This window comes from Actinomadura harenae (assembly GCF_003696215.1).
GTDB lineage: Bacteria > Actinomycetota > Actinomycetes > Streptosporangiales > Streptosporangiaceae > Spirillospora > Spirillospora harenae.
The window spans coordinates 96092-112677 of record NZ_RFFG01000004.1; the positions used below are offsets into that span (position 1 = coordinate 96092).

The following is a 16586-nucleotide window of genomic DNA, read 5'->3' on the forward strand; positions in this document are numbered from 1 at the left end:
CGAGCTCGTGCGGCTGCTGGCTACGCAGTCTGGGGGCGGGCAGGCGGTCATGCCGCCCGTCTCGCCTTGGCCGGACGTGGACGTCTCATCCAAGCCGAGGCTGATGCGGTTCGCGCCGGTGCATGCGGAGGGTGTGGCGATGCCGCCGTCCGGGTCCGGCTCGCACCTCGGAGAGAACGGTCGGGGTGGGCTGGTGCGGCGTGTGCTGCGCGGTCGGTCCGCTGAGCCGTCCGCGTGTCCGTACGAGTGCTGCGCACAGGACGCTCCGCGTGGCGAGCGGGAACTGCGGGGTGGGTTGTGCTGAGCAGCGACACGCCCGTCCTGATGGCAGGGGAGGCGCGGGTGTTCCCGTTGCCGCCCGACCGGACGTGCGCATCGGTGGCGCGATCGGCGCTCTCGATCGTGATGCACGAGATGGGTCTTCCGGCCGACCTGATCGACGACGGGACGCTCGCGGTGTCGGAGCTCAGCACCAATGCCTTGGTGCACGCCAACGGGGAGGCGGCCGAGCTCTGGGTATGGGTGAGGACCACTCCGCACCCCGCGCTGGTCGTGTCGGTGTTCGACGCCGATCCTCGTGAGTTGGTCACGCCGGTGTGCCGGGACCTCCTCGCCGAGTCGGGGAAGGGTCTGGCGATCGTGGCCGCGCTCGCCGAGGACATGGGCACGCACTGCAGCAGGTCGCGGCTGCGGCCGTGTCCTGTCAGTGGCAAGGCGGTGTGGTTCTCACTGGCTCTTCCGGACGCGTGGCTGGAGCCGTGCGAGACGGTCACGCCGCTGCAGGCCGGATGCGGGCTGCTGATCGAGCTGTGCCTGCGGGGCCTTTTCGCCGCGCACATCAACGAATTCGACACGTCGGTGCTGGTGACGGTCGAGGAGTTGTGCGTGGAGATCACCAGCACGCACTACACCTGGTGCGGCGCGGACGGCGAGCTGGTCCACGTGCCGCTGCCGAACACCCAGGAGGCGATCGAGGCCATCATCGCCCACGTCGATTCCCCCTGAACCCTCGCAAAGCGGCAGGGCCGCGCGCGTGGCGCCGGTCCGCGGCGGCCCTGCCCATCTGCGGCGTTCTGATGTGCCTGCAGCAAGATTCGTCGACTTCCTGCGATCGTGCCCTGACTCTCCTAACCTCGGGAATCCGCGATCGCCCCTCGGCAGGGCCAGGACGGGAGGGTACAGTTTTGACTGTACGGGAGCGGGAGTCGTGTCCCACTTGCGCACGGACCGTACTGGAACCGGGGCGAACTGTCGTGATTGAGGCTGCGCGAGATCGTGACCGCGTGGAGCAGGCAACCGAGTACCTGCTGGGCTTGGCCACGGCGCGCTCGAAGAGGAAGCGGCGTCAGGCGTTCGATGTGGCCATCCTGCTGGAGGAGCTCGGCGCGACCGGTGTACTGGAGAACCCGCTTCAGCACCGTCAACTCGAGGGCGAGCTCTGGGAGCTCAAGACCACGGAACTGCGGCTCCCCTACTACGAGCTGATGGACGCCGAGCACGGCAGGATCGCCCGGATCACGCATGTCTTCGAGAAGGCCAAGGGGAAGACGGCGGAGGGCAAGATACCGAGGGCTCACATCCGTCGGGGCCTGGCGATCATTGAGGAGGACCGCAAATGCTAGACGGCTTCTATGAGCGCCTTGCTCGGACGCCCGAAGGTAAGCGGGGACTTGCAGCCGCGCGACTGCGTCGAGGCGCGCTCAACCTGCTGCACCGGTCACTCAAGTCCTCCGGCCTGACGCAGGCGGAGGTCGCCAAGCGGCTGGGGATCCGGCGCTCGGCCGTCAACCAGGTCTTCCGAGGTGACGGCAATGTGCGGATCGACACGCTCGCCGAATACCTCCATGCCATGGGATACGAGGCGACACTGACCCTCGTCGAGGCGGGGAGGCCGAGGCAGGCGGCTCTGCAGGGACGCGCTCGGGAAGCCTCGACCAACTGGGCGAATGCCACGGCTGGCAGGACAACGTCGAGTGTCTCGATGATCGTCCAGATCAAGAACGCGTCGAGTGACTCCAGTGTCGGCCCCCGGATCTCCGAGTGGCGTTCGCCTTCGGTCTCACCGCCGCTGGCAGGAGGGCACTGATGGCACGGCTGGACGGCCTACTGCTTGCCGAGGGTTTGGGGGTCGATGCCCGCGGCGCGATCACCCTGATCGGGCTGAATCAGAACGTCGTTGTCACCCCGTCTCTGCCCACCCAGAACAGGCGGGCGGTGATCGCTCACATTGATGCAGGTGAGCTGGCCGCGGATGACGAGGTAACGGTACTTTTCGCCATGCTCGACCCTGGCGACCAGGTGATGACGTCCTTCGAGGTGCAAGCGAAGCTGGGCGGGCAGGTGCCGTGGCCGGAGGTTCGGCCCACGCTCGACGTTCCCGCCGAGGTCCTCTTTGTGCCGGTGGCGTACGGCACGCATGCGATCCGGGTGACTGCTCGCTTCTCCGACGGTACCGAACAGTCCGAGCAGGTTGAGCTCTACGTGGTGAAGCCGGCCGTTGAGTCCGCGTGAACACGATCGATCCAGGTTGATCACCCTCCTGTAAACATCAGGTCAAGCTGCCACCTCGCCCACTATCTTTGGTGCCCGGAAAACGCCCGAAGAATGGGGACAACGGTGGCGGACTGCGCGGTGGTGTCGGCATGAGCGGGGCGGCGGACGTGGTGTACCTGCGGGACGTGCTGGTCATCCCCGAGATGGTGCACGCCGGTGACTTCAAGGTCGAGCTGTCCGGAGGGTTCGACGACGTCGCGCGCCGGGTGGACGAGTACGTCGTCACCGACCAGCTCGAACGCGCCTTCGCTACCGCGCTTGGCATGGTGAAGGGCGCCGTCACCAGGAACGAGTCCGAGGCCGCCTACCTGCGTGGTTCCTTTGGCTCAGGTGAGAGCCACTTCCTTACCGTTCTGCACGCCGTCCTGTCGGGCGACCCGGCGGCCAAGCGTTAGGACAGGCTGCGGACTCTCATCGACGACCACGAGAAGGAGTGGATGAGGGACCGCCGGTTCCTCATGATTCCCTTCCACCTGATCGGTGCGACCGACCTGGGCTCGGCCATCCTCGGCGGATATGCGCGGGAGGCCCGGCGGCTCGGGCTGTCCGCTCCGCCGGTCTACCGCAGCGACGCGATGCTCGCGGACGCCCGCAACATGCGCGAGAGGCTCGGAGACGAGCAGTTCGCCGGCCTGCTCGGCATCGCCCTGGACGGCGAGGACGAGGGCGATCTTCCGAACCTTGACCGCAAGTCCGACGGTGGCTGGACCACGGAGCTGCTCGACCAGGCGTTCACGGCGCCCTACGGCGACGAGATGGTTGATTCCAAGGGGGGATCAGTGGTCCCTACCGTTGAGGCATCTGGGCTCGTAGGGTTCAGATGCCCCGGAAGGGGCGGGTGTGGCTTTCAGTGGTCTGCCGTTCGTGTGGCTCCCGACGACTCGCCGCCCGCCCCTTCGTGACGGACTCGGCCTCTGATTAAGAGCTGCGAACCGATCGCTGAGTAGGGACCTGACGGCGAGGTCGTCTGCGGGCTGAACACAGAACCTGCTGGTGAGAGGGTCGAGTTGACGCGAGTGTGGGCCGGTGCGGACATCGGCCGAGAGCATCATCACGTGGCGGTCGTCAACGGTGACGGCGAGCGGGTGTTCTCCCGCCGGGTCGCCAACGACGAGACCGCGCTGCTGGAGACGATCGGGGACGTTCTTGGCCTGGCCGAGGAGGTGACCTGGGCGATCGACCTGCACGGCAGCGAGTCGGTGCGGTTGCTGACGCTGCTGCTCGACCACGGTCAGAAGGTCGTCTACGTGCCCGGCATGGTGGTCAACCGGGCCGCCGAGGGCTACCGCGGCGCGGGCAGGACCGACGCCAAGGACGCCCTGATCATCGCCGACCAGGCGCGGATGCGGCGCGACCTGACCGTCCTGGACGGCGACGACGACCTGGTCGTCGAGTTGCGGATGCTGGTGGCCCGCCGCAAGGACCTGGCCGCCGACCGCACCCGGGCGGTCAACCGGTTGCACGATCAGCTGCTGGCCATCTGCCCCGCCCTCCAGCGCGCTCTGGACCTGACGACCAAGGGCCCGCTGACCTTGCTGACCGGCTTCCAGACACCGACCGCGCTGCGCGCGATCGGTGTCGGCGGCCTCACGACCTGGCTGAAAGATCGCAAGGTCCGCAACGCCGCCGCTCTGGCGGCCAAGGCCGTCACCGCCGCGCAGTCCCAACACACCACCCTGCCCGCCGAGCGGACGGCCGCGCTCTTGGCCGCCCAGCTCGCCCAGGGGGTGACCACCCTCAACGAGCAGCTCAAAGACCTCGACGCTCTCATCGAGGACCGGTTTCGTCGCCATCCGTCCGCCGAGGTGATCGTCAGCATGCCCGGCATCGGCGTCCTGCTCGGCGCCGAGTTCGTCGCCGATCATCCGTCATCTGCTCGACCACGGCTTCGTGGAGAGGGACGGCGAGTACTTCTTCATCGGTCCGGCTGCGGAGGAGCGCTTCGGCCGCCGCCACTTCATGGACATGACCGCTGTCTTCACGGCACCGCCTCAGTTCACCGTGCTGTCGGGCCGACGGGAGATCGGCCGGACTGATCCCATGCTGCTGACCGAGAAGGTCGCAGGGCCCCGCGTCCTGCTGCTGGCGGGCCGCAACTGGCGCGTCACCTGGATCGACTGGAAGCGCCGCCGTTGCTTTGTCGAGCCGTCCGACCTTCCTGGCAAAGCCCGTTGGTTCGGCGCGGCCGTCGGCGGGACGAGCTTCGAACTGAGCCGCGCGTGCCGCTCGGTTCTGCTGGGTGAAAGCCCAGAGGTCGAGTTGACCGACCGTGCGGTCAGAGGACTTGCGGAAGCGCGAGACGACGACGTTGGGAGCGTGCATCCGGGCGGACTCGTCATCAGCCGCGATGGTGAGGATGTGCGCTGGTGGACCTGGGCGGGCTATCGGGCCAACGCGGTGCTGGCCGCGACCCTGGCGGGCGTGACCGACGAGAAGCAGCGATTCCAGGACGACTGGATCCGACTCCGTTCCGACCTCACCCGCGATATCTGGCGATCGGGTGTCACCGATGCGGCTGAACGACTCTGCCTGCCCGACGTCGACGAAAGGGCGCTGCGAGGGCTGAAGTTCTCTGAAGCGCTACCCGAGCGGCTGGCCATGGCCACGCTCGCGGCTCGGCTTGCGGACTTGGAGAACGCCGCTGCCGTCCTCGACGAGCCTGTCCGTTTCATGGGATAGGAGCCGCTGCCGCCACTCAGGCGACCTGGTCACCTCACCACGTGGTCACCTTCGTCCATGCTGGCGGTTCGGCTTGGCACACGCCAGCGAGATGCGTCGAGGTCTCCCTTTCACCGTCGGAGCAATCCCTTTGTGAGACGCCAACGCATCTGGGCACTGACCGTTCATGGGCGCTGGGCGAGGGTGTTCCTGATGACGGTGTCGAAGCCCTGTGGGGGGCGGCCGAGGAGGGTGGCGACGTCGGTTGTCACCCGGTCGTAGCGGTTCTCGCTGTGGAGCCTGGCCATGGTGGCGATGTGCTCGAAGACATGGGCCGGCAGGTTCTGGGGCTTGAGGTCGTGTTCCAGCCATTCCCGGTAGGGGACGTCGACGTAGGTCACTTCACGTCCCAGGGCGGCGGAGAACTCGGCCGCTATCGCCGTCATGTCGCGGGATCGGGCTCCGGTCAGCTCGTAGACGTGATGGTCAAGAGGGACAGGCGCGAGCAGGAGTGCCGCGATGACGTCGGCCACGTCGGCGGCGGCGATCGGTGAGGTTCGGGCCGGGCCGAAGGGCAGGCGGATCGTGTCGTCCCGCCGGATCGAGGCGGCCGCGACCCTGGCGAAGAGCGGGTTCTCCATGAAGACGGTGGGCCGGACGTGGACGACCGGCGCCCCGGACCAGCCGAGGACGTGTTCGGCCAGGTAGTGCAGCCGCTGCTGCCCGGACTCGGTGTCGCTGGTGAGGTCCATCTGCGAAACGGTCATCTGGGAGATGCTCACCAGCAGTTCCAGGGTCGCGCTCTCCCGGGCGACGGCGGCCACCGTCGTCGCCGCCTCCAGGTAGGCGGGTGAGACGCTCATGCCGAAGTAGGCCCGCCGGCAGCCGGCCAATGCCTTGACCACGTCCGCGCCGCGGGTGAGGTCACCGACCATCACCTCGACTCCACCCATCGCCCTCAACTCGGCGGCGCGTTCGTCGTCGTGGTGGACGAGAGCCCTGACAGGCACGCTCTGCGCCCGCAACCGTTCGAGGACCCTTCGTCCGACTCCGCCGACGCCGCCCCCGGCGCCGGTGACGAGAACAGATTCAACGGGCATGGCGTTCGCCTCCTGCAAGAACATGCGGGGTGCGTGGACGGGGCTTCTCGGCGGCCTCGGCCACTCCTTGGCACATGCCGCCGAACACGCGGTTGTGGAACGGCTTGAACGCCCACCAATAGAGGTGGCCGAGGAGCCCTCTCGGGTGGAACAGGGCCCGCTGGACGTAGCGGACCCGGCCGTCGTGCTCGGCTATGCGCAGTTCGAGCCAGGCCAGGCCGGGGAGGCGCATCTCGGCGCGCAGGCGGAGGAGCCGCCCGGGCTCGATCTCCTCCACACGCCAGAAGTCGACCGTCTCACCGATCCTGAGCCGGCGCGGATCGCGGCGCCCGCGGCGCAGGCCGACCCCGCCCACCAGGCGGTCCAGGACGCCGCGGACGCTCCAGGCGAGCGGGAAGGAGTACCAGCCGCGCTCCCCGCCGATGCCCTCGATGACCTCCCAGAGCCGCTGTCGCGGGGCGCCGGTGTCCCGGGCCCGCTCGTCGGTGTAGAGGCTGCCGCCCGCCCAGTCCGGGTCGGTGGGGAGCGGGTCGCTCGGCGCGCCCGGGACGCTCGCCGACGACCAGCGCGTCGCGACGTCGGCCTCCTGGATGCGCCGCAGCGCCAGCGCCACCGAGCGCTCGAACCCGGTCGGCCCCCTCGCCGGCGGAGGGATGTGACGGGCGATGTCGTGCTCGCGGCAGATCACCTCGTTGCGCAGCGACTCCACCAGCGGACGCGCCAGCCGGCCCGGCACCGGGGTGATCGCCCCGACCCACAGGCTCGACAACCACGGGCTCAGCACGGGCACCGGGATGATGAGCCGCCGCCGCAGCCCGGCGACGGCGGCGTAGCGCCGCATCATCTCCCGGTAGGTGAGGACGTCCGGACCGCCGATGTCGAAGCCCCGGCTGACGTCGGCGGGCAGGGCGGCGGACGCCACCAGGTAGTGCAGGACGTCCCGGATCGCGATCGGCTGGATGCGCGTGTGGACCCAGCGCGGAGTGACCATCACCGGCAGCCGCTCGGTCAGGTACCGTAGCATCTCGAACGACGCCGACCCCGACCCGATGATCACCGCGGCGCGCAGCCAGGCGGCGGGGACTCCGGCGTCCAGCATGATCCGGCCGACCTCGGCACGGGACGCCAGATGCGGCGAGAGCTCCTCCTCCGGAGCCATGCCGCCCAGGTAGACCAGCCGTTCCACACCGGCGTCGCGGGCCGCCGCGGCGAAGGTGCGGGCGGCGCGGCGGTCGGTCTCGCTGAAGCGTCCCTCACCGCCGATCGCGTGGATCAGGTAGTAGGCGACGTCCACGCCGTCCAGGGCGCGGCGCGTCGACGCCGGGTCGGTCGCGTCGGCCTCGGCGATCTCCACGCGCCCGGCCCAGGGATGGTCGCGCAGCCGCCGCGCCGAACGGGCCATGCACCGCACGCGGTATCCGGCGTCCAGCAGCTCGGGGACCAGGCGTCCGCCGATGTAGCCGCTGGCCCCGGTCACCAGGCACAGCCGTCCGTCATGGTTCTCGGCAGGTGCGTCCACGGTCCGTCTCCGTCCGTTCGCCTGGCCTGGCCCCGACGGGGGTCACAGGTTGTTGCGCAGCAGAAGGTCGTTGGGGAACGGGGCGAGGTACGTCTGCGTCGCGAGGTAGTCGAAGTGCTCGCCCTCGGCGTGGTGGCGCAGCAGGGCGATCGGGACGGTCAGGGGCGTCTGCCCCTTCCGGTAGGCGTCGATGGCGGTGAGGATGTCGTGGCGGCGCGTCGGGTCGAGAACGTCGCTGAGGAATCCCAGCACGTGCTGGAGGGCGTTGGTGTGGCGGCCCCGACCGGCGCGGACGGCGAGGGCGGCCGTGAATGCGCGGCGGTAGTCGCCTTCCAGGTCCGCTCGCGGACGCCCGCCCGCGCGGGCGACGATCCGTCCGGTCTCGCGGTATCCCTCCGGGGAGTGCGCGAGCAACTGCATCTTGTGGCGGCTGTGGAAGGCGACGAGGTCGCGGGACCGCCAGTCGGCGGCGAAGAACGCGCGGAGCCTGGCCTGGGCGAACACCCGCTCGACGAAGTGCTCGCGCAGCACCGGGTCGTTCAGGCGGCCGCTCTCCTCGACGGGGAGGTCCGGGTAGGCGTCCAGCAGCAGGGCGGCGAAGATCCCGCGGCCGTCGTGGTCGACCGGCTGGCCGTCGGAGCGTTCCCCGGGACGGCCGGACGCGTAGCGCGGCAGCTTGAGCAGCCCGCAGCTGGGGGAGCGGGACTTCAGGACGTATCCGTCGATCTCGTCCAGCTCGGGGAGCCGGCGTTCGGCGAGGGCGACCATGTCCCGGGTGAGGTCGCGACCGCCGTCCCGGGTGACGAGGTGCCCGTCCGTGCGCAGCCGCATCGCGGGTCGCGGCGCGCCCAGGCCGATCTCCATCTCCGGGCAGACCGGCGTCCAGTCGACGTGCCGGGACAGCGGCCCGGTGAGGAACCGGTCCCTGCTGTGCGCGCCGTTGTAGCGGACGGGCGCGCCCAGCAGGCAGCTCGACACCGCCAGCCGCGGCCGTGCCTCGTCCCACCAGGGGATCCGCCCGTCCTCCGCGGGTGCGTGCGCGTGCGTCGGTGAGGTCACAGCAGCTCTCGCATCCTCCGCATGCCGGAGGCGGTGCGCGCCTTGACGGTCCCGATCGGGATCCGCAGCCGTTCGGCGATCTCCCGCTGGGTGAGCTGTTCGTAATGGGCCAGGGCGATCGCCTGCCGTTGCCGCGGGGGCAGGACGGCCAGCGCCGCGCGCACGTCGCAGACCGTGTCGACGACCGGACACGGATCGGACGTGCCGGGACGGCCCGCCGCCCGCAGGACCCGGCGCCGCCGCGCGGCCTCGGACCGGAGCCGGTCGACGGCCCGGCGCCGGGCGATGGTGAGCAGCCACGGCCCCAGCTCACGGTCGGCGTTCAGGCGCTCACGGGTCCGCCACAGCTCCCAGAAGGCGGCCTGGACGATGTCGTCCACGTCCGCGGACGGCACCAGGCGGGCGACATGGCGGCGGACGCGCGGACCGAGAATCCGGTAACACTCCGTGAGTGCGGACTCCTCCCCGCGGGAGAGGCGTTCGGTCAGGGTCGTCATCGCGTCACGTCCTCCGAAATCGCTTCAAAACTTATTCATAGTCGCTTCGGCGGACACGGGGAACCTTCTGCCGGTCAACCCGCGGCAATATCGGAACAGGTGCACTGGTGGCCACTGACCAGCGTAAATCTCGGTATCGGTGGTCGCTCGGTCAGGGGCGCGGGTTCAGGTCGCCGAGTGCGCCGACCGCCTCCGGCAGCGACGCCACGAGACGGACGCCGTCCGGGACGCGGCCCCGCGCCCACCCCGGCCCGCCGATCACCGTCCGTAGCGGCGGCCGGGTCCGGGGGAGGTCGGCGAGCCAGGACGGATCGCCGGTGTCGGAGGTCTGCGACCAGACGAACACCGCGCGCGGCCCGATCCGCTCGATCGCCGCCGTCAGCGCCGCCGACGGCACTCGCGCGCCCAGCACGGTGGCCGCGATCCCGGCCTCCTCCAGCGCGGCGGCCAGCGCGTACACCGGGAGGCTGTGCTGCTCCTCGGGAGCGCACGCCAGCAGCACCGGCCGCCCGGCAAGACGCGGACGCGCGCCGTCCGACAGCGTCGTCTCGGTCAGGCACTGCACCAGGACGGCCGACAGCAGGTGCTCGACCTCCACATGGGAACCGGACGCCGCGTGCTTGCGCCCGATCCCGTCCAGGACGGGCACGAACACCCCGTTCCACGCCGCCACGACGCCGTCCTGGGCGAGCGCGGCGCGCGCGGTCGCGGTCATCGCCGTCGCGTCGAGCGCCATCGCGGCCCGTGCGAGGCCGCGGGCACGGTCGGCCGCCCCCTCTGAGGTGAGGCTGAGCGGAACCCGGTTGCCGCCCGCGCCATGTCCGCGCGCCACCACCGGCCGGACCAGGGGTGCGCCGAGCGCCACCCGGGCGGCCTCAGCGGGCGAGGCGCCGGTGAGGATCGACCGCTGCATGTCCTCCAGGCGGGCGAGATCGTCGGCGGTGTAGCGGCGATGCCCGCCCGGGCTGCGCCCGCTCGGACCGATGCCGTAGCGGCGGTCCCAGGTGCGCAGCGTCGAGGGCGCCACACCCAGCCGCCGCGCCACCGCCCCGACCCCGAGTCCGGCGTCCGCCCGCACCCGAGGCCGCTCAGCCTCGCCCACGAATCCCTCCCCGATTCCTCCGCCACGACGGCCCTTCACCTGGAGTTCGTGGCCGGCGTCCACTCCGGTTGCCCCGGGGAAGCAGATTCGCACGGGACCGGCCAACCGAACACCCCGCCGGCACCGAACACCAGGTGATGAGTACCTCGCTGATGCTGTTCACCCGTGACCTGCGGATCCACGACAACCCCGCCTTGGCGGCCGCCTGCCGCGCCGACCGGACCGTCCCGGTCTTCGTCTTCGACGACGATCTCCTCGACGGCCCGTTCGCCGCCCCCAACCGCGTCCGGTTCCTCCTGGACGCCCTCACGGACCTGCGCGGATCGCTGCGCGCGCTGGGCGGCGACCTGGTGCTGCGGCGCGGGGACCCGGTCGCGGAGGTGGGGCGCCTTGCCCACCGGACGGGCGCGACCGAACTGTTCCTCGCCGACGAACGGTCGGCCTACGCCCGACGCCGCCTCTCCCGACTCCGCGAAATCGGACCGAAGGTGACCGCGCACCCCGGCATCACCGTGGTCCCTCCAGGCGATCTCACGCCGTCCGGCGGTGACCACTACCGCGTCTTCACGCCGTACTGGCGCGCCTGGGAGGCGACCCGGTGGCGTCCGCTCGCGGCGACCCCCCGCACCGTCCGCCTCCCCTCCGGCATTCGAGCCGGCTCCTTGCCGCAGTTGGACGACCTGACGTCTTCCGCGACGTCCCGTGACCTGGCCGAAGGCGGCGAGACAGCGGGACGGCGGCGCCTGCTGCACTGGCTGGAGGACGACGCGGAGGACTACGACACGGTCCACGACGACCTCGCCGCCGACCGCACGTCCCGGCTCAGCCCGTACCTGAAGTTCGGCTGCGTCTCGCCCCGCGAGGCGGCCGAAGCGGGCCCCGCCGGATTCCGCCGCCAACTCGCCTGGCGCGACTTCCACCACCAGGTCGCCGCGGCCTTCCCCGACCTGCCCCGCGCGGACTACCGGTCACGCGGACACCGGTGGAACCAGGACGAGGACGCGCTGTCGTCCTGGCGAGAGGGCATGACCGGCATCCCGATCGTCGACGCCGGGATGCGGCAGCTCCGCCAGGAGGGCTTCATGCACAACCGTGCCCGCCTGGTCACCGCGTCCTTCCTGACCCGCGACCTCGGAATCGACTGGCGGCACGGGCTGCGCCACTTCAACGCCTGGCTCACTGACGGCGACATCGCGGACAACGCCGGGAACTGGCAATGGGTCGCCGGCACCGGCAACAACACCCGCCCGGGCCAGACCATGAACCCGCTCCGTCAGGCGTCCCGCTTCGACCCCACGGGCGACTACGTCCGCCGCCACGTCCCCGAACTCGCCGACGTCGACGGCCCCCGCGTCCACCGCCCCTGGACGCTCCCCACCGCCCGCAGACACGGCCTCGACTACCCACCCCCGATCCTCGACCTCGAATAACCCGTCATTCACCAGCAGCCAAGGCAAGATTAATTCCGGCCACTGTTCGAAATGTCATCACGGATGGCCGCAGCCGGTCTGAACTGCGTCTCCTCCGGACGTCGGCATGCGCTCGCAAGTATGATCCGCGGACCTTCCGGATCGGCATGGAGCCTCCAATACCCGTGATCTCCTCGTCTGATGGCGTGCCTTCCACCGCCTCGCCTTTGCGTCATTCTGATCCCCGCACGATCGGCGGTTTCACGCTGCTGGGCAGGCTCGGAGCGGGAGGCCAGGGCGTGGTCTACCTCGGCTGCGATGACGAGGGCATCCTCGCGGCGATCAAACTGCTCCATTCCCATGGGGACCTGAGCTCGCAGCGGGCGATGGCGAAGGAGCTCTCCGCCGCGCGACGGGTGGCCGCGTTCTGCACCGCGCGAGTCCTGGCCAGCGGGATGGAGGGTGAAGACTGCTATCTCGTCACCGAATACGTCGAGGGGCCGAACCTCCTGCGCGTCGTGCGGGACAACGGCCCCTTGGCCGCGGACGAGCTGGACCGGCTCGCCGTGGGCACGGCCACGGCACTGGCGGCGATCCACCAGGCTGGGATCGTCCACCGCGACCTCAAGCCCGGCAACGTCCTGCTGGCGGCCGACGGTCCCCGCGTGATCGACTTCGGCATCTCCAAGGCCCTGGATACGGCGACCGGCGTGACCAGCGACGTGGTCGGCACACCCGCCTACATGGCCCCCGAACAACTCGCAGGCCGGTCCGGTGGCGCGGCGGCTGATGTGTTCGCCTGGGCCAGCCTGACCGTGTTCGCCGCCACGGGGCGTCCACCGTTCGGCGATGACTCGATTCCCGCCGTCATCACCCGCGTCCTACAGGAGCCGCCTCGGCTGGACGGGGTTCCCGAACACCTACGTGACACCCTCACCGCCTGCCTGGACAAGAACCCAGAGAACCGGCCGGACGCGCCGGGCCTGTTGCGCGCGCTGCTGGATCGGACCGGCCTGGCAGTCCCCGCCAGCGAGCCCGATCACGTGGCTCACGATGCCACGGTGATCCTGTCGGAGGGGGCGGCGGTCGCAGCCACCTTGGCGCTTCCTCTGCTTCAGGTAACGCCCACGGCGGTGCAGGTCAGCAGGCGCCCGACGGCTCGTCGAGCCGTCGTGGCGTCCGCTGCCGTCCTTCTGGTGATCGGCGTGATCGGCGGCGCGTTCTGGGTGCGTGGGCTGCGATCGCAGGACACGGCCGCCGTCGCCGCCTCCCCGCCTGCGGCGCGCAAGACACTGGCCGCGCCCGCTGCCGGTTCCACACGGACGACCCGTGGTGACGCGTCAGCGGAGGCGGTCAGCGCCTCGGCCATGAAAGCCATGTCCCGCGCGCGCACCGCCTCGTTCGAGTTGTCGAATCAGCAGACCGAGGGGGAGTACCAGCTTCACGCCACCGGTGATCTGTCGTTCGACGGCAGCGCGTCCACCAGCTATCAGATGAGTCTCGACAAGGGCTGTGCGCAGGTCCCGGTGAGCGCGACCCTCATCGGGAACACCGGATACAGCTCCCTACCAGGGGATCAGGCGGCCTTCGACGCCTCTCCCAAGGGCTCCTACCCTGGTGAGGACGGCTGCCTGTCCGGAATCGTGCAGGTGAGATGGGCGAGCACGCCGTACAACGTCGCGACTTTGCTGCGCGCCGGCCACGTGATCACCCAGACCCACGGTCAGGACGGGCTCGTTCTGCGAGGCACCGCCGCCACCAGTGACCTGGTGGCCGGAAATCCGGCCGCGCGATTGTTCTCGGCCTACGCCAATGCGCCCTCGGTCGTCTTCCGGATCGAACTGGGAGCCGACTACCTTCCCCGGCAGGTCGAGTTCCATTTCGCCATCTCTGTTGACAGTGGTGACCGCCTGGACGCTGCTTTCACCACCACCTACAACCAGTGGGGGATGGCTCCACCCGTCAGGTCTCCGTCGTGAATCACGGGAAGCCCGGCGGCGGGCCGTGGCGTGACTCTCGGTCGCGACCGGGTTCCCCGACGACGGCTCCAGGAGCCGGGCCTATGCCTTCACCACGAGCGGGGCAGCCTCGGCATGGTGTCCGGTCGAGGACGCCTGCCGGGGCGGCGAGGCCCCCGCAGGCGTCGTCTGCACCAGCGGGACGGCCGGACGGCTAAGCGTGTCGTGGTCAGCCACGCCTGCCTGGTCCACCAGGCGCTGATCCTTCCGGCGCGGGTCCCGGAGTACGACGTCCCCGGCGGATCGAACCTCGCTCCTTTTCTTGATGGCAGGCGCTTCATGGTTCACCAGTACAGGCCTGGCGTGGCGTCGGTACTGGGGTGCGGCCGGAGTTCAGCATCTGCAGAGGTATGAGTGGCCAGAGCGCCGTTCGGCCTGTGGCCTTGTCCACGACGAGTACGCATTCGGAACGTGGCTCGATTCGGGACGGTGCCGTTGCTTGGGTGATGGGGCCTCGGACAACGTGCGCGTCGGAGATTCCGTGGACGCTCGAGGTGATTTCTATGTCGTGTGTGGGCACTGTCGGGCGTGGCGCGCCGCCAGGCTTCGGAGGCGTGACCGGTGCGGATCAGTTGGGCGTTGATCGAACAGCGCCTCGACCCGCCGCAGCAGCGCGTACCGCAGCGGCGCCTGCCGTTCGCGGGGACGGGCCCGCTGAGGGGGGCCGGTCCGATGAGGTGGTCGGGCTGCACCTGGACGACACCACCTCCACCACCAAGGCCTACGACCGCGGGGGGCGGGCCAGTGGTCGTCCCGCCCGCTGGCCCGCGTGCCTGCCGGGATGCTCGACCACCTGTGAAGCGGGATTGGTTCGTTCAGTGGTCTGGCAATTCCCCGTAGATTTCGCACGGCATCGCATCGGTTACCTTTCTCTAGCTTCGGTAACCACAGAAGTCGCACCTTCGGGCGCGCCCATATCTCACTTTCATCCGAAATATCGATGAATTATCAGCCTCGCTCGGCCCCGGCCTCCTGCTAGCGTTTTAACGACCCGGCTGGAGTCGGCAGGCTCCAGTCAAGCACGGAGAGGGAAGAAATAGTGTCGACCCCCGTGAAAAACCAAAAGTTCAACATGTTGTTCAACTGGTTCGATCAGGGAGGTGACGGCCTCCTCACGCACGACGACTTCCAGGCGATGGGCGAGCTCTTCGCCGACCTGGACACGAGCGATGACCATGCGAACGCCTCCGCGATGCGCGACGCGTTCGAGAAGTGGTGGCAGGTGCTGCTGGCCTACGGCGACACCGACGGCGACGGCCGGATCACCCGCCCGGAGTTCCTGACCCTCATGCTGGCCAACGTCACCAGCCCGGAGCACTTCGGGGAGGCGGTGCTGGCCATCGCGGACGCCCTGATGAGGGCGCTCGACACCAACGGCGACGGCGTGCTGAGCCACGACGAGTACGTCCGCATGTACAGCGAGCTCGGCGTCCCCCCGAAGCACTCCAGGGACGCCTTCCGCCGACTCGACCGGGACGGCAGCGGGTCGATCAGCCACGAGGAGTTCCGGACGGCGATCACCGAGTTCTACCTGAGCGAGGACATGGACGCTCCGGGCAACTGGCTCATCGGCCCGATCAAAGCCGGCGTCTGAGCTCCGAACGAGACCACGAGTGAAAGCACTGCCGGAGTCAGTGGGTTCCCGCTGATTCCGGCGGAGTGAAGGCGGCGGTCCCCCTTGGCCGGAATTCATTTGACGCCGATGCCCGGCCTGACACCGCCTGCACTTCATTTCCGCGTGGCGCTGGACTGCGGTCCGCCATCGAGGCGGGCCGTGGTCCGCTGTTCCTTCCCCCAGAAATATCCGTTCCCGCTCGTTCTCGTACCCGGGGCGTTCCCGGAGGGATTCGGATGGCCAGTCAGTTCGACACGCTCCCTGAGACCTACGACGACTTCACCACAACCCCTTTCCGTGTCTTCCTGGAGACCCCCAGCGTGCTCGGCGTCCTCGGCGACGTCCGCGGCGCGACGGTGCTCGACCTGGGCTGCGGATCGGGCGCCTACACCCGGCTCGTCAGACGGCGCGGAGCCGCCCGCGTGAGCGGCATGGACGTCTCCGCGGGCATGATCGCCCACGCCCGTGCCCTGGAGGGCGCTCAGCCCCTGGGCGTCGACTACTTCCTCGGGGACCTCCCCGACCGCCTCGCGGGCACCTTCGACCTGGTGCTGGGGGTGTATGTACTGCCGTACGCGACGACCCGCGCCGAACTCGGTCACCTGTGTGCCACTGCCGCGCGGGCGCTGCGTCCGGGCGGACGCTTCGTGACGCTGCCCGTCCATCCCTGTTTCCGGTCCGGTGCCGTCTCCTACGCGCCCTACGGCTTCCAGATGACCGCCGGGGAGCCGCTGGCCGACGGCTCGCCGGTCTCCTTGAACCTGCGGTTCAACGGCCACGACCACGACATCACCGCCCGCTACTGGAGCAGGGCCGCCCTGGAGGACGCCCTGCGGGACGCCGGGTTCACCTCCCCGCGGTTCAGCGACCTCGTGGTGAGCGAGGAGGGCATCGCCGAACACGGGGCCGCGTTCTGGAACGACTACCTCACCCACCCCCACACCGTGATCATCGACTGCCGAAAAGCGATCGGCGCCGCGCATGAACCGTGAGACCCGCAACACCATCGGCAGACACCGACGCGACCCGACACCCGCCTCGGCCGGAGTTCCTCGC

At 69.8% G+C, this 16586-nt stretch carries 17 protein-coding genes; 12 read left to right on the forward strand and 5 right to left on the reverse strand.

What is annotated here, in order from left to right:
* Window positions 1–297: 297 nt before the first annotated feature.
* From EBO15_RS03485 to EBO15_RS03520, 8 genes are all read left to right on the forward strand, one after another.
* Window positions 298–1005: an ATP-binding protein gene (locus EBO15_RS03485; RefSeq protein WP_122192825.1), complete on the forward strand. Its 708-nt coding sequence runs from the start codon at window positions 298–300 to the stop codon at window positions 1003–1005.
* Window positions 1006–1283: 278 nt separating this feature from the next.
* Complete coding sequence (locus tag EBO15_RS03490; protein WP_122192826.1) at window positions 1284–1622, forward strand: hypothetical protein; 339 nt, start codon at window positions 1284–1286, stop codon at window positions 1620–1622.
* Complete coding sequence (locus EBO15_RS03495; protein WP_122192827.1) at window positions 1616–2086, forward strand: helix-turn-helix domain-containing protein; 471 nt, start codon at window positions 1616–1618, stop codon at window positions 2084–2086. The genes EBO15_RS03490 and EBO15_RS03495 overlap by 7 nt, the downstream gene beginning before the upstream one ends.
* Entirely contained in the window at window positions 2086–2511 is a 426-nt protein-coding gene (locus tag EBO15_RS03500) for a hypothetical protein (protein ID WP_122192828.1), read from the forward strand. Before EBO15_RS03495 ends, EBO15_RS03500 begins: the two co-directional genes overlap by 1 nt.
* 131 nt (window positions 2512–2642) lie before the next feature.
* Window positions 2643–2948, forward strand: coding sequence for a hypothetical protein (locus tag EBO15_RS03505; protein ID WP_122192829.1), 306 nt, complete (start codon window positions 2643–2645; stop codon window positions 2946–2948).
* 42 nt (window positions 2949–2990) lie between these two features.
* A complete protein-coding gene (locus tag EBO15_RS03510; RefSeq protein WP_122192830.1) occupies window positions 2991–3455 on the forward strand; it encodes a hypothetical protein in 465 nt (154 codons plus the stop codon).
* 114 nt (window positions 3456–3569) lie between these two features.
* On the forward strand, window positions 3570–4589 hold the full coding sequence (locus tag EBO15_RS03515) for an IS110 family transposase (protein ID WP_267898377.1): 1020 nt from the start codon (window positions 3570–3572) through the stop codon (window positions 4587–4589).
* 4 nt (window positions 4590–4593) lie between these two features.
* Window positions 4594–5232: a hypothetical protein gene (locus EBO15_RS03520; RefSeq protein WP_147481367.1), complete on the forward strand. Its 639-nt coding sequence runs from the start codon at window positions 4594–4596 to the stop codon at window positions 5230–5232.
* A 164-nt stretch (window positions 5233–5396) separates the two neighbouring features.
* Here EBO15_RS03520 and EBO15_RS03525 read toward each other — a convergent pair whose 3' ends face one another.
* The 5 genes from EBO15_RS03525 to EBO15_RS03545 all read right to left on the reverse strand — a co-directional run bounded on the left by EBO15_RS03525 (window position 5397) and on the right by EBO15_RS03545 (window position 10488).
* Window positions 5397–6311: an NAD(P)H-binding protein gene (locus EBO15_RS03525; protein ID WP_122192833.1), complete on the reverse strand. Its 915-nt coding sequence runs from the start codon at window positions 6309–6311 to the stop codon at window positions 5397–5399.
* Window positions 6301–7830, reverse strand: coding sequence for an SDR family oxidoreductase (locus EBO15_RS03530; protein ID WP_122192834.1), 1530 nt, complete (start codon window positions 7828–7830; stop codon window positions 6301–6303). The genes EBO15_RS03525 and EBO15_RS03530 overlap by 11 nt, the downstream gene beginning before the upstream one ends.
* A 42-nt stretch (window positions 7831–7872) precedes the next feature.
* Entirely contained in the window at window positions 7873–8844 is a 972-nt protein-coding gene (locus EBO15_RS03535) for a YbgA family protein (protein ID WP_233615916.1), read from the reverse strand.
* Window positions 8845–8885: 41 nt separating this feature from the next.
* The gene (locus tag EBO15_RS03540; RefSeq protein WP_122192835.1) at window positions 8886–9386 is read right to left on the reverse strand and encodes an RNA polymerase sigma factor; all 501 of its coding nucleotides are present in this window, start codon (window positions 9384–9386) and stop codon (window positions 8886–8888) included.
* A gap of 151 nt (window positions 9387–9537) precedes the next feature.
* Complete coding sequence (locus tag EBO15_RS03545; protein ID WP_158628121.1) at window positions 9538–10488, reverse strand: MerR family transcriptional regulator; 951 nt, start codon at window positions 10486–10488, stop codon at window positions 9538–9540.
* Window positions 10489–10625: 137 nt separating this feature from the next.
* On the opposite strand from EBO15_RS03545, the gene EBO15_RS03550 reads away from it, so the two are divergent.
* The 4 genes from EBO15_RS03550 (at window position 10626) to EBO15_RS03565 (ending at window position 16522) form a co-directional block, all read left to right on the forward strand.
* Window positions 10626–11918: a cryptochrome/photolyase family protein gene (locus tag EBO15_RS03550; protein ID WP_122192837.1), complete on the forward strand. Its 1293-nt coding sequence runs from the start codon at window positions 10626–10628 to the stop codon at window positions 11916–11918.
* Between the two features lie 164 nt (window positions 11919–12082).
* A complete protein-coding gene (locus EBO15_RS03555) occupies window positions 12083–13876 on the forward strand; it encodes a serine/threonine protein kinase (RefSeq protein WP_158628122.1) in 1794 nt (597 codons plus the stop codon).
* Between the two features lie 1090 nt (window positions 13877–14966).
* A complete protein-coding gene (locus EBO15_RS03560) occupies window positions 14967–15509 on the forward strand; it encodes an EF-hand domain-containing protein (protein ID WP_199744307.1) in 543 nt (180 codons plus the stop codon).
* Window positions 15510–15766: 257 nt separating this feature from the next.
* Window positions 15767–16522 carry a class I SAM-dependent methyltransferase gene (locus EBO15_RS03565; protein ID WP_122192840.1) on the forward strand — a complete coding sequence of 252 codons (756 nt, stop codon included), beginning with the start codon at window positions 15767–15769 and terminating at the stop codon, window positions 16520–16522.
* Window positions 16523–16586: the final 64 nt, after the last annotated feature.

Bases quoted from the DNA above. Each gene is read 5' to 3' on its own strand.
- EBO15_RS03495 (WP_122192827.1), top strand. From the start codon at position 1,616: ATGCTAGACGGCTTCTATGAGCGCCTTGCTCGGACGCCCGAAGGTAAG.
- EBO15_RS03525 (WP_122192833.1), bottom strand. From the start codon at position 6,311: ATGCCCGTTGAATCTGTTCTCGTCACCGGCGCCGGGGGCGGCGTCGGC.
- EBO15_RS03505 (WP_122192829.1), top strand. From the start codon at position 2,643: ATGAGCGGGGCGGCGGACGTGGTGTACCTGCGGGACGTGCTGGTCATC.
- EBO15_RS03565 (WP_122192840.1), top strand. From the start codon at position 15,767: ATGGCCAGTCAGTTCGACACGCTCCCTGAGACCTACGACGACTTCACC.
- EBO15_RS03500 (WP_122192828.1), top strand. From the start codon at position 2,086: ATGGCACGGCTGGACGGCCTACTGCTTGCCGAGGGTTTGGGGGTCGAT.
- EBO15_RS03520 (WP_147481367.1), top strand. From the start codon at position 4,594: ATGCTGCTGACCGAGAAGGTCGCAGGGCCCCGCGTCCTGCTGCTGGCG.
- EBO15_RS03540 (WP_122192835.1), bottom strand. From the start codon at position 9,386: ATGACGACCCTGACCGAACGCCTCTCCCGCGGGGAGGAGTCCGCACTC.
- EBO15_RS03550 (WP_122192837.1), top strand. From the start codon at position 10,626: ATGAGTACCTCGCTGATGCTGTTCACCCGTGACCTGCGGATCCACGAC.
- EBO15_RS03510 (WP_122192830.1), top strand. From the start codon at position 2,991: ATGAGGGACCGCCGGTTCCTCATGATTCCCTTCCACCTGATCGGTGCG.